We start from the raw sequence: 13,544 nt of genomic DNA, 5'->3' as shown, positions 1-13,544 counted from the left end.
GCTCGCGCTTGATCTCGATGGCGACGGTCTGGAGACCATTGGTGCCAATGGGTCAGTGTTGTTCGACCACGACGGTGATGGCGTCCGCACCGCTTCCGGCTGGACCAGCCCTGACGACGGACTGCTCGTGCTCGATCGCAACGGGAACGGCCAGATCGACGGCGGCCAGGAGCTGTTCGGTGCCGACACCGTCATGTCGGATGGGACGCTGGCGCAGTCCGGCTTCGAGGCGCTCGCCGATCTCGACAGCAATGGCGATGGCGTGTTCGATGCGAGCGACGCCGAGTTTGGCAACGTGCGGGTCTGGCGCGATCTGAACCAGGACGGCGTGTCGCAGGCCAACGAGCTGTTCACGCTCGACCAGGTCGGCATCGCGGCCATCAACCTGACGCCGACCAGCACGGTCGACGTCAACCTGGGCAATGGCAACATCATCGACAACAGCGGTGTGTTCATCCGCAACGACGGCGCCACCGGCCTGGCCGGCGACATGCTGTTCGCGATGAACAACTTCTATCGCGACTTCTCCGGCTCCCTCAACCCGGTCGAGGTCAGCGAAGCGGCCGCTGCGCTGCCGGGCCTGCGCGGTTCCGGCGCCGTGCGCGACCTGGCCGAAGCGGCGACGCTTTCGCCGGCGCTGCTGGCGGCGGTCCAGGCGCTGAACCCGGACATGACGCGCGCGCAGATGCTCGCCCAGGTCCAGCTGCTGATCGGTATGTGGGCCGACACGTCCACGATGGAGACCAGCGAGCAGGAGCTCGAGGGCGCCGGCAACCGCACGGTCTACTTCCACGGGGCGGTGCCCGCCGACGTTCTGGCGCAGGGTGCGGCAGCGGTGCAGGCCTGGCGCGAGCAGCAGCACGCCCAGCTCGCTCCGGTCATCGCCATCCTGGAGCGTTTCAACGGCTCGACCTTGTTCAGCCTGGACGGCGAGTCGGTGTCCACGGGCGGCCGCACCTTCTTCTGGCAGACGCTGCCGGATGGAAGCCAGGTCATGAACATCGAGTTCTCGGCCGAACATCTGGCCCTGATCATGCGGGCTTACGACGCGCTCCAGGAGTCGGTTTACGGCGGCCTGGTCATGCGTACCCGCCTTTCCGACTATCTGGATCTGGTCACGCTTGAAGTCGATGCCGCTGGCGGAATCGTCTGGAACAGCGCGGCGCTGGTGACGGCTCTGGTCGACCTGCGTTCGACCGATCCGGTCAACGCGATGGTTGATCTGCTGGACCTCAGTCGCCATGGCGCAGGTTTCGCGGCCGCGATCGGGTTCGACGTCACCGGCATGGTTTACGAATGGGTCGCCGAGTGGCGCGAGACCGAAGCGGGCAGGGAAATCCTGCAGCAGGCGGGCCTTAATCTGAGCCAGGGGCAAGGCACCGGCGGCGATGACATGATCGAAGGCGGCGCAGGAAACGATACCCTTAGTGCCGGGGCCGGGGATGACCTGGTCTTTGGCGATGCCGGCGACGATTCGCTCTCAGGCGAAGCGGGCAACGACGTGCTGTTCGGCGGCGTCGGCAACGACAGCCTGGATGGCGGCACCGGTAACGACACCTACGTGATCCGCGCCGGTGACGGTGTCGATACGCTCAGCGACTATCAGGGCGCGGACAGGGTCGTGTTCGAGGGCCTGAACGCGGCCGACGTGCTGTCGGTGGAGCGCCACGGCGACATGCTGGTGCTGCGCCTGGCGAACGGCCAGCAGTTGAACCTGCAGTGGTACTTCTACAGTGCGGACTACCAGATCGAGACGCTGCAGTTTGCCGACGGGACGACCTGGGGCGGCGCGGAGCTGCTGGACCGTCTGGTGGTTCCGGGCACGGCCGCCAACGACAGCTACACGGGCACGGGCCTGGTGGACCGGATGTTCGGTTACGAAGGCAACGACCATCTGGACGGCCGGGCCAACGACGACGTCCTGGACGGCGGCGCCGGCGCCGACTCCCTGTTGGGCGACGCGGGCAACGACACCCTCATCGGTGGCACCGACAACGACAGCCTGCAGGGCGGCGTGGGCAATGACACCTACGTGATCCGGGCCGGTGACGGTGTCGATACGCTCAGCGATCACGAGGGCGTGGACAAGGTCGTGTTCGAAGGCCTGAATGCCGCCGACGTGCAGTCGGTGGAACGCCACGGCGACATGCTGGTGCTGCGACTGGCGAACGGCCAGCAGCTGAACCTGCAGTACTACTTCTACAGTGCCGACTACCAGATCGAGAGTTTCGCGTTCGCCGACGGTACCGCCTGGACGAACACCGACATCCTGGATCGCCTGGTGGTGCCGGGCACGGCGGGCAACGACAGCTACACGGGCACGGGCCTGGTGGACCGGATGTTCGGTTACGAAGGCAACGACTACCTGGACGGCCGAGGCAACGACGACATCCTGGACGGCGGCATCGGTGATGACTCGCTGCTGGGCGACGCCGGCAATGACGTGCTGATCGGTGGCGTCGGCGACGACACGATGAGCGGTGGTGTCGGCAACGACACCTACGTGATCCGCGCCGGCGACGGCATCGATTCCGTGTATGACTACCAGGGCACGGACAAGGTGGTGTTCGAAGGCCTGAACGCGGCCGACGTGGTTTCCGTGGAGCGCCACGGCGACGCGCTGGTGCTGCGCCTGGCGAACGGCCAGCAGCTGAACCTGCAGTGGTACTTCTACAGCGCCGACTACCAGATCGAGGCCCTGCAGTTCGCGGATGGCACGACCTGGGACTACCAGAGCATCCTCCAGCGCGTGGCAACTCCTGGAACCGCCAACGGCGACTCCCTGGTCGGCAGCGGAAATGCCGACTGGATCATCGGTTACGCCGGAAACGACAGGCTGGATGGTCGGGGCAATGACGATCTGATCGACGGCGGGGAAGGCGACGACGCGCTGCTGGGTGATGCGGGTAACGACACGCTCATTGGTGGCGTCGGCAACGACAGCCTGGACGGCGGCACCGGCAACGACACCTACGTGATCCGTACCGGGGACGGTATCGACCTGCTGACCGACTACCAGGGCGCCGACCGGATCGTGTTCGAGGATCTGAACGCCGCCGACGTGCTGTCGGTGGAGCGCCACGGCGACATGCTGGTGCTGCGCCTGGCCAACGGCCAGCAGCTGAACCTGCAGTGGTACTTCTACAGCGCCGACTACCAGATCGAGACGCTGCAGTTTGCCGACGGGACGACCTGGGGCAGCGCGGAGCTGCTGGACCGTCTGGTGGTGCCGGGCACGGCGGGCAACGACAGCTACACGGGCACGGGCCTGGTGGACCGGATGTTCGGTTACGAGGGTAACGACTACCTGGACGGCCGCGGCAACGACGACGTCCTGGACGGTGGGGCCGGTGCGGACTCGCTGCTGGGCGACGCCGGCGACGACACCCTCATCGGCGGCATCGGCAACGACAGCCTGGACGGCGGCGTCGGTAACGACACCTATGTGATCCGTGCCGGTGACGGTATCGACCTGCTGACCGACTACCAGGGTGCCGACCGGATCGTGTTCGAAGGCCTGAACGCGGCCGACGTGCAGTCGGTGGAACGCCACGGCGACATGCTGGTGCTGCGCCTGGCGAACGGCCAGCAGCTGAACCTGCAGTGGTACTTCTACAGTGCGGACTACCAGATCGAGACGCTGCAGTTTGCCGACGGGACGACCTGGGGCAGCGCGGAGCTGCTGGACCGTCTGGTGGTTCCGGGTACGGCCGCCAACGACAGCTACACGGGTACGGGCCTGGTGGACCGGATGTTCGGTTACGAAGGCAACGACTACCTGGACGGCCGAGGCAACGACGACGTCCTGGATGGCGGCATCGGTGACGACTCGCTGCTGGGCGATGCCGGCAATGACGTGCTGATCGGTGGCGAGGGCAACGACGCCCTGAATGGCGGCGTCGGCAACGACACCTACGTGATCCGCGCCGGCGACGGCATCGATTCCGTATATGACTACCAGGGCGTGGACAAGGTCGTGTTCGAGGGACTGAACGCTGCGGACGTGCAGTCGGTGGAACGCCACGGCGACATGCTGGTGCTGCGCCTGGCGAACGGCCAGCAGCTGAACCTGCAGTACTACTTCTACAGTGCCGACTACCAGATCGAGAGTTTCGCGTTCGCCGACGGTACCGCCTGGACGAACGCCGACATCCTGGATCGCCTGATCGTGCCGGGCACAGCCGGCAACGACAGCTACACGGGCACGGGCCTGGTGGACCGGATGTTCGGTTACGAAGGCAACGACCATCTGGACGGCCGGGCCAACGACGACGTCCTGGACGGTGGCGCCGGCGCCGACTCCCTGTTGGGCGACGCGGGCAACGACACGCTCATCGGCGGCATCGGCAACGACAGCCTGGACGGCGGCGTCGGTAACGACACCTACGTCATCCGCCTGAGCGATGGCATCGACTCGGTCTACGACTACCAGGGCAACGATCGCCTGGTGTTCGAGGACTTCGATCCCTCGCAGGTCACCAGCGTGGAGCGTCAGGGCAGCCATCTGGTGATGACCATGGTGGACGGGCAGCAGCTGACCGTGAGCTGGTTCTTCTACAGCGCCGACTACCAGGTGGAGAGCTTCGAGTTCGCCGATGGAACCGTCTGGGATGCCGCCGAGGTCACTGCGATCGCGGACGGGCTGATTGATGCGATGGCGGCCTATGGGCCGACCTATGGCTCGAGCGGCGACACGCTGCCGCCGGTGCATCCGCAGCCGGTCGTGCTGGCCCCCGCCGCGTAAGCCTTGCCGGGGAGGGCAACGGGGCCTGGCGGAGCGATCCGCCAGGCCCTTTTTTTGCCATCTCGCGGGCTGAGACTCGCCGTGCTTAGCCTGGCCACCTTCATCGGCTAGGCTGTGCGGATGTCAGCGGACTGGAAACAAAAGGCCAGCGAGGGAATCACGGTGTTCCGGGCCAGCCGCCTGGAGGCGCTGCTGGAGCCGCTGGACCATCTGCTGGCCACCCAGGCCCCGGCCTCGCCGCTGGCGCCGCAGACGGTGGTGGCCGCACACCCGGGCATGCGCCAGTGGCTGGCGGGCGCGCTGGCGCGGCGCCGCGGCGCGGGTGGCATCGTCGCCAACCTCGACATCGTGCTGCCCACCGGCTTCCTCGACGGTCTGGCGCGGCAGGTGCTGGGCGAAAACGCGGTGTCGCCGCGGGGCTGGCGCCGCGAATGGCTGCGCTGGCGCATCCACGAGGTCCTGGCCGCGCCGCCCGACGCCGCCCTGGCCGCCTACCTCGCCGGCCCGGACGCGCCGCTGCGCCGGTTCCAGCTCGCCGACCGGCTGGCGCGCATCTACATCCAGTACATGGCCTACCGGCCGGATTGGCTCGAGGACTGGGCGTATTCACGCAACGCCTTCGAAGGGGCCGGCTTCCATCCGGCGCTGTGGCGGCTGCTGCGCCAGGCGCTGCAGGAGCCGCACCGCGGCGAACGCCTGGCCGAACTCGGCGCGACACTGCGGGCCGGGGGCGTCGACGTGGGCGCCGGCGATCCGCTGCACGTGTTCGGCATCAGCCACATCGCGCCGGCGGAACTGGCCGTGCTGCAGGCGCTGGCCGCGCACCGGCCGGTGGTGTTCTACCTGCCCGATCCCTGCCGCGAATACTGGGCCGGCCTGCGCAGCGAACGCGCGCGCCTGCTCGAGCTGGCGAAAGACCCGCACGGCGAGGACGCCAGCGCCTACTTCCTCGACCAGGGCCATCCGCTGCTGGCGGCCTGGGGGCGGCTGGGCCAGCACTTCATGCTGTCGATGCAGCAGCTTGAGGCCGGGCTCGATATCCGCCACTTCCGCGACGAACGCGAGGCCGACAGTGCGCCGGAGTCGCTGCTCGAGCGCACGCAGGAAAGCCTGCGCCGGCTCGACCCTGCGCTGATGGCGGTGGACCCGCGCAGCCGCGACGTGCGCCTGCGCGACCGCTCGCTGCGCGTGCATGCGGCGCACTCGCGCCTGCGCGAACTCGAAGCGCTGCGCGACGCGCTGCTGCGCGAACGCGCCGAACGCCCGGACCTCGAGCCCTCCGACATCGTCGTCATGGCACCCGACATCGGCGCCTACCTGCCGCTGCTGCCGTCGGTGTTCGGCGAAGCCGGCCGCGCCGAAGGCCCCTTGCCCTACCACCTGGCCGACGTGCCGATGGCGCGCGCGCAGCCGCTGTTCGCCGCGTTCCGGCAGCTGATGTCGCTGCCGAACACGCGGCTGACCGCACCCGAACTGGTCGATTTCCTCGGTCAGCCGGCGGTGAAGCGCCGCCTCGGGCTCGACGACGGCGCGCTCGACAGCCTGACCCAGTGGCTGGCGGACGCGCGCGCGGCCTGGGGTCTGGACCCGGCCTTCCGCGCCGCGATGGGCGTGCCGGCGACCGAAGAACACACGCTGTCCTGGGCGATGGACCGGCTGGTCGCCGGATTCATCCACGGCAGCGAAGGCATCGATACCGTGCTGCACCTGCCTGACGACAGTGCGATGGTGCCCGTGCCCGGCGTCTCCGGCGGCGCGACTCCGGCGCTGGGTGCGCTCGACCACCTGCTGCAGCAGCTCGCGGGCCTGCGCAGCGATGCCGCCGCCGAACGCCCGGCCAGCGAGTGGGCGCGGCGGCTGGAAGAACGCCTCGACGCGCTGTTCCTCGCCGATCCCGCCGATGCCGCCGGCCTCGAGGCCATGGACCAGCTGCGCGGCCTGCTGCGTGCGCTGGCCAGCGAGCCGGGCGAACTGGAGCTGGACCCGTCGCTGGCCTTCCCGGTCGTCAAGCAGTGGCTGGAAGAGCGCCTGTCGGCGGTGCCCGAGCGCCAGCGTTTCCTGGCCGGCGGCATCACCGTCTGCGGCATGGTGCCGCAGCGCGCGATCCCGTTCCGCGTGGTGGCGGTGCTGGGCTTGAACGAAGGCGAATACCCGCGCAACGACATCGACGCCGGCCTCGATCCGATCGGCCGCCCGGGCCTGCGCCGGCTCGGCGACCGCGACGTGCGCAGCGACGACCGTTACCTCTTCCTGGAAACGCTGATGTCGGCGCGCGACGCGCTGCACCTGAGCTATGTGGCCCACGACGCGGTCAGCGGCAGCGCGCGCAATCCCGCCGCGCCGCTGGCCGAGCTGATGGCGGCGCTGCCCCGGGCGGGCGATCGGATCGACGACGAGGCGATGACGCCCGCCTGGCGGGTCGAACATCCGCTGCAGCCATTCGACGCAGGTTATTTCGACGGCGCCGATCCGCGGCTGTTCACCTACCGGAGCGAGTTCGCGGCGATGGTGCGCGGCGCGCCCGAGCCGGCGCAGCTGCTGCCCGCCGGCCCGGCGCCGGAGGACGATGGCGTGCGCGAGCTCTCGCTGGCCGAGCTGCGCCGCTACTTCCGCGATCCCGCGCGTGTGCTGCTGGCCGAACGCCTGCAGGCCCGCCTGGATGCGCTGGACGACAGCGGCCTGGCCGAGGACGAACCGCTGGAGCCGCGCCTGGGCCGGCTCGATTCGCCGGCGCGCGCGCTGTGCCTGCAGGCCCTGCGCGATCCGGCCACGCCGCTGCCGGCGCAGGCCCCGGAGGCCATGCGCCTGGCGGGCTTGCTGCCCGCCGCCGGCCTGGGCGAAGCGGCATGGACGCGCGAAGTCGAGGCGGTGCAGGCGCTGGTCGACGGCGCGCGTGCGCGCGCCGACCTGGCGCCGCTGCTGGCCGCGGGGCTGCCGGAGGCGACACCGCCGCTGCGGCGCGAACTCGGCCGCTTCCGGCTCACCGGCGAACTGAAGAACGCCTTCGAAGCCGGCGGCACGCTCTGGGTGTTCGACGTGTTCCCGAACCGTGACAAGGAAGGCGACCTCGACCTGCGCGAACGCCTGCCGCTGTTCCTGGCCTGGGCGCTGCTGCGGCTGGCGCCGGAAAACGCCGGCCGCGCCGTGCGCCTGGCCGCGCTGGTGAAAAAACCTGGCACGAAATGGCAGGACGGCATCGCGCGCTGGGATCGCGACTTCCTCGCCGCGCCGGCCGCGGGCCAGCGCCACATGCTCGACGATCTCGAGCAGCGGGTGCTCGACCTGGTCGCGCTGTGGGCACGGCCGGCCACGCACCCGGCCTGGTACTTCCCGCGCGCTTCGAGCGTGCTCGCGGCCGGCAAGGACGACGCCGAAGGCGCCTGGCAGGTCGAACGCGGCTATGCGCCCGGTTATGCGCGCCTGCTCGGGCGCGGTCTGGATTTCGAGGAAGGCAGCGCGGACCACGAAGCGCTCAAGGACCAGGCCGGACGCATCGCCGAGATCCTGCGGCTTGGGCCGGAGGAGGCGGAATGAGCGGGCCGCAGCCGGTCGCCCATTGGTCGCAGCTGCCGTTGGCGGCGTCCGGGCGCTCTCTGGTCGAAGCCAGCGCCGGCACCGGCAAGACCTGGACCATTGCCGTGCTGTACCTGCGCCTGCTGCTGGAACAGCCGCTGGCCGTCGAACAGGTCGTCGTCACCACCTTCACCGACGCCGCCGCGCAGGAGCTGCGCGAACGCCTGCGGGCGCGGCTGCGCCATGCGCTGTGGCTGTCGGAGAATCCGCCGGCATCCGATGTGCCGCCGGAAGACGAAGCCTGGCTGCGCGCACGCTGGCGCGACGCGGCGTGCCTGCGTGAGGACCGCCGCCGCCTGCGCCTCGCGCTGGCCGATTTCGACCGCGCGCCGGTGGGCACGCTGCACGGCCTGTGCCAGCGCATCCTGGCCGAACATCCCTTCGAAAGCGGCAGCCGCTTCGAAGTGGGCGACCCGACCTCGGGCCAGGCCCTGGCCGACGAGCTGGCGCGCGACGCCTGGCGCGTGCTGCACCAGGGCGATGGCGCGGCGGCGGCGGGCATCGCCCTCGAGGACCTGAAACTCGCAGGCTTCGGCAGGCAGCTCAAGCAGCTGATGGCGCCGGGCGTGCGCATCGACGCCGAAGGCGAAGACCTGCCGGCCGTGCTCGCCGCCCTGCCGGAGGACCTGGTGTCCGGCCTGCGCGATGTCGTCGGCCGCGTGGCCTGGTTCGCGCGCAGCAACAGCGCGCTGCGCACCGCATTGACGGCCCTGGCCGACTGCTTCGCCGGCGAAGGCGGGTGGCCGAAGGAAGACCACCTCGCGCTGATCCGCGATCAGCTGCTGGACAAGCAGGTCCGCCCCGAACACCAGGCTGCCTTCCTGGCGCACCCGGCCATCGCGGCGCTGTTCGGCGGCTGGCCGCGCATCGAAGCCACGCGCTTCGTGCCGCTGCAGCGCTTCTGGCGCGCCCAGGTCGAGCAGGCGCAGCGCTGGCGCGACGAGCGCCTCGCCGCACGCGGCCAGGTGACCTTCGACGAGATGATCCGCCGCGCGCATGCGGCCATCGCCGCCAATCCGGCGCTGGCCGACGCGCTGTTCCGCGACTGGCCGGTCGCCCTGGTCGACGAATTCCAGGACACCGACGCGCAGCAGTACGGCATCCTCGACCGCCTCTACCGCGACGCCGACGGCGCGCCGCGCGGCCGTCTGGTGATGATCGGCGACCCCAAGCAGGCGATCTACGGATTCCGCGGCGGCGACATCCACGCCTATCGCCGCGCCCGCGGCGACGCCGGCCACGTGCTGGTGCTGGGCACCAACCACCGCAGCTCGCGCGGCTACGTGCAGGCCGTGAACCAGTGGTATGCGGCCGGCGGCGAGACCCTGGGCCGCAGCGGCGCCGACGACGTGAACTATCGCCCCGTCGAAGCCAGCGATCGCCGCGACGGCACGCCGTACACCATCGGCGGCCGCGTGCTCGAACGGCCGCTGCAGGTCCACTTCCACGCCGACGATCCCGGCCGCCAGGGCGAACGCCGGCGCCAGGCGCTGGACGCCTGCGCCAACCAGATCGCGGCGATGCTGGCCTCGGGGCAGCACGCGATCGGCGGCCGGCCGCTGGAGCCCGGCGACCTCGCGGTGCTGCTGCCGACCAACCGCGACATCGCCAGCCTGCGCGCGCGGCTGCAGGCGCGCGGCGTGCCCTGCGTCGGCGGCGCGCGCGACAGCGTGTTCGCCGGCGACTGGGCCTTCGAGCTGCAGCTGGTGCTGAGCGCGGTGCTGGCGGAAGAGGACGAGTCGGCGCTGCGCGCCGCGCTGCTGACGCGGCTCTGGGGCTACGACCTGGCCATGCTGGCGGCGCTCGATGCCGGTTCGCCGCGGTGGGCCGCGGTCTCGGATCGCCTGCAGCGCCTGCGCCATACCTGGCGCGCGAAGGGCGTGCTGGCCCTGGTGCAGCAGCTGGCGGTCGACGCGGCCCCGCGCCTGCTGGCCACGCCCGGTGGCGAACGCGACCTCACCGACCTGCGCCACCTCGGCGAACTGCTGCAGCAGCGCAGCGAACAGGGCGGCGGCGCCCGCGAGCTGCTGGCCTGGCTGGGCGAACAGCGCCGGGGCGACGGCGACGAGGACAGCGGCGACGAGCGCCAGCCGCGCATCGAATCCGACGCGCGCCGCGTGCAGCTGATGAGCCTGCACAAGAGCAAGGGCCTGGAGTTCCCGGTCGTGTTCCTGCCGCTGATGTGGGCGCATGAAGGCCAGTCGCTGCAGGCGCCGTATCTGGTGCCGCTGCGCGAGGGCGGCCGCCGCGCCGCCTTCGACGACGCGGCGAAAGCGATCGCGCGCTGGGAAGGGCAGGACGAGCGCTTCCGCACGCTCTATGTCGCGTTGACCCGCGCCATCCACGCCTGCCACGTGTACGCCCTGCCGCCGGAGCGTGCACAGGCGGCGAACAGCCAGAAACCCAAGGCCGATCCGGAGCGCGCGCCGCTGGACGCGATGCTGGCGCGGGTGATTCAGGCCGGCCTGCAGCACGCGCTGCCGCAGGTCGCCTGGAACGATGCCGGCTGGCCGCTGGTCGAAGCGCAGCTGCCGCGCGTCACGTCGTCTCCGCCTACGCGTGTCGCCCTGAGCGAGCCCGTGGCCACGCCGCTGCGCCAGCGCCTGAGCTTCTCGACCCTGATCAGCGGCCTGCGCCTGGCGGCCACCGAAGAGGCGCCCGCCGACGACGAACCGACGATGCCGGGCGCCGTCATTCCCGAGCCGGCGGACGAGCCGCCGCATCCGGAGCTGTCGACGCTGGCCAACGTGCGCGGCACCGCCTTCGGCAATGCGCTGCACGCCGCCTTCGAGCACCGCCGGCAGGACCGCCCGCTGGCGCGGCAGCACGCACTTCTGATCGAGCAGCTGCGCGGCTTCGGCGTCCGGGCGCAGGACACCAGGCTCGAGTCGGTGGTCGCGCCGCTCGCGCAGCGCATGGACGGCGCGCTCGCCGCCGAGCTGCTGCCCGGCCTGCGCCTGGGCGAGGTGCCGGCGGCGAAGCAGCGCGCCGAGATGGCCTTCCACTTCGCGCTCGACGCCGCGCGGCTGTCGCGTCTGCGCGCCGCCTGCGCCGCGAACGGCGAACCGGACCTCGTTCCGCCGCTCGCGGCCGAGCGGCTGCGTGGCCTGATGACCGGCAAGATCGACCTCGTGTTCGAACACGCCGGCGTCTTCCACGTGCTCGACTACAAGGGCAACTGGCTGGGCGAACGCCTGTCCGACTATCGCGGCCACGGCCTGCGCGCGGCGATGGACCACAGCCACTACCGGATGCAGGCGCTGCTTTACACGGTGGCGCTGCATCGCTTCCTGCGCCAGCGACTGCCGGACTACGTGCCGGCGAAGCAGCTCGGCGCCTATATATATATGTATGTGCGCGCCGCCGGCCTGGCGCCGGGCGCCGGTATTTTCGTGGAACGTTTCAGCGACGGCCTGATCCACGCCGTCGATGCGGTGCTGGCAGAGACGGAGGCTGGAGCATGAGCCACCTGCGCTACGAGCCGCGCCCGCCGCTCGCCGAAACCGAGGGCCCGCTGCGCGAACGCATGCTGGCGCGGGCGCTGGCGCGCTGGGTGCTGAGCCATGGCGGTTCCGCGCGATTGGCGGAGATGGCCGGCCGCGCCGCAGTCGCCGAACTGGCGGGCGACACCGCGCTGGCGCCGCTGGCGGACGACGCGCGCGAGGCCCTGCGGTCCGAGTTCCTGGTCGGCGACGGCAACCAGCCGACCCCTTTCGTGCTCGACGCCCAGGGCCGCTTCTACCTCTGGCGGAATCATCGGGACGAGGGCGACGTGGCGGCGGCGGTCCGCGCGCGCCGCACCGCCGTCGTGCCCTCCGGCCTGGACGAGGCGACGCTGGCGGCACTGTTCCCGGGCGGCGATCCGGCCCGGGACGGCGAGCAGCGCCAGGCGGTGCGCGCGGTCGGCGGGCGGCGGCTGTTCGTGCTCACCGGCGGGCCCGGCACCGGCAAGACCACCACCGTGCTGCGCATGCTGCTGCGCCTCCAGCGCGACGGGCTGGCCGGGCAGGGTGTTGCCGTCGCCGCGCCCACCGGCAAGGCGGCGCAGCGCCTGGTGCAGTCGCTGCGGCAGGAAGCGGAGCGGCTGCGCGCGCACCTGCCGCCGGACTGGCAGCCTGAGCTGGATTCCCTGCCCACCGCGGACGCGCTCACCGTGCACCGCCTGCTCGCTTATTCGCCGACCCGCAATGCCTACACCCGGGGGCCGGACTCGCCGATCGAAGCGGGCGTGGTCGTGGTGGACGAAGCCTCGATGCTCGACCTCGCCCAGCTGCGCGCGCTGCTGCGCGCGCTGCGTCCGGAGGCGGCGCTGGTGCTGGTGGGCGACGCCGACCAGCTCAATCCGGTCGGTGCCGGTTCGGTGCTGATGGACCTGGTCGCGGTGCTGGAGGCGCAGGGCGCGCCGGAGCTGGTTCGCCTGCGCCACAGCTTCCGCGCCGATACCCGGCTGGTGCCGGTGAACGAAGCGGTGCGCGCCGGCGACGGCGCGGCACTGGCGACTGCACTCGCGGCGGCGGGCGAACGCGCCGCGCTGCACGCCGTGGAGGCTCCGGCCGCGCTCGCGCGCGAGGTGCGGCGCTGGACCGACACCCTGGCCGAGGCCGGGCCGCCGGCGCCCCTGGCCGCCAGCGGGTCCGCCACGCCGGCGCTGCGCGCGCTCGCCGCGCGGCAGCTGCTCTGCGCGCTGCGCGACGGCCCCTTCGGTGCCGATGCGATGAATGCCGCGATCGAGCGCCAGCTGCGCCAGCGCTGGAACGTACCCGCCGACCAGACCTGGTTCGCCGGACGCATGGTCATGGTCACCCGCAACGACTACGGCGCGCGCCTGTTCAACGGCGATGTCGGCCTGTGCCTGGCCGGTGACGACGGCACGCTGCAGGTGTGGTTCGAATCCGCGGAGGGCGGTGCCAGGGGGTTCGCGCCGGGCGCGCTGCCGGCGCACGAGCCCGCCTGGGCCATCACCGTCCACAAGAGCCAGGGCAGTGAATACGGCCATGTCGCCGTCCTGCTGCCGCCCGATCCCGAACACCGCATCCTGTCGCGGCAGCTGCTGTACACCGCGCTATCGCGCGCCAAGCATGCCGTCGAGATCTGGGCTCCCCGCGCAAGCCTCGAGGCCGCGCTTTCCCGGCCCCTGCAGCGGGCCGGCGGCCTGGTGGAAAAACTGCGCGCGTGAGTCCTTGCGGCGGCCGGCCCCGGCCCCGGAACGCGTTGAATCGGAGGGCCT

4 protein-coding genes are annotated in these 13,544 nt (G+C 71.2%); all 4 read left to right on the top strand.

Annotation, left to right across the window (positions count from 1 at the left end):
* The first annotated feature begins 58 nt into the window (after window positions 1-58).
* Window positions 59-4,744: a calcium-binding protein gene (locus tag E1B00_RS14490; RefSeq protein ID WP_220396303.1), complete on the top strand. Its 4,686-nt coding sequence runs from the start codon at window positions 59-61 to the stop codon at window positions 4,742-4,744.
* A gap of 162 nt (window positions 4,745-4,906) precedes the next feature.
* On the top strand, window positions 4,907-8,278 hold the full coding sequence (gene recC / locus E1B00_RS14485) for an exodeoxyribonuclease V subunit gamma (protein ID WP_220396302.1): 3,372 nt from the start codon (window positions 4,907-4,909) through the stop codon (window positions 8,276-8,278).
* Window positions 8,275-11,781, top strand: a complete 3,507-nt coding sequence (locus E1B00_RS14480; protein WP_139450046.1) for a UvrD-helicase domain-containing protein — start codon at window positions 8,275-8,277, stop codon at window positions 11,779-11,781. Before recC ends, E1B00_RS14480 begins: the two co-directional genes overlap by 4 nt.
* Window positions 11,778-13,493 carry an exodeoxyribonuclease V subunit alpha gene (gene recD / locus E1B00_RS14475; protein WP_139450043.1) on the top strand — a complete coding sequence of 572 codons (1,716 nt, stop codon included), beginning with the start codon at window positions 11,778-11,780 and terminating at the stop codon, window positions 13,491-13,493. The genes E1B00_RS14480 and recD overlap by 4 nt, the downstream gene beginning before the upstream one ends.
* Window positions 13,494-13,544: the final 51 nt, after the last annotated feature.

The sequence above is a fragment of the Arenimonas terrae genome (assembly GCF_006265115.1).
Taxonomy (GTDB): domain Bacteria; phylum Pseudomonadota; class Gammaproteobacteria; order Xanthomonadales; family Xanthomonadaceae; genus Arenimonas; species Arenimonas terrae.
Note: the sequence above shows the minus strand (reverse complement) of the source record. Positions and strands in the feature narration are given on the sequence as shown.

Bases quoted from the DNA above. Each gene is read 5' to 3' on its own strand.
- E1B00_RS14480 (WP_139450046.1), top strand. From the start codon at position 8,275: ATGAGCGGGCCGCAGCCGGTCGCCCATTGGTCGCAGCTGCCGTTGGCG.
- recD (WP_139450043.1), top strand. From the start codon at position 11,778: ATGAGCCACCTGCGCTACGAGCCGCGCCCGCCGCTCGCCGAAACCGAG.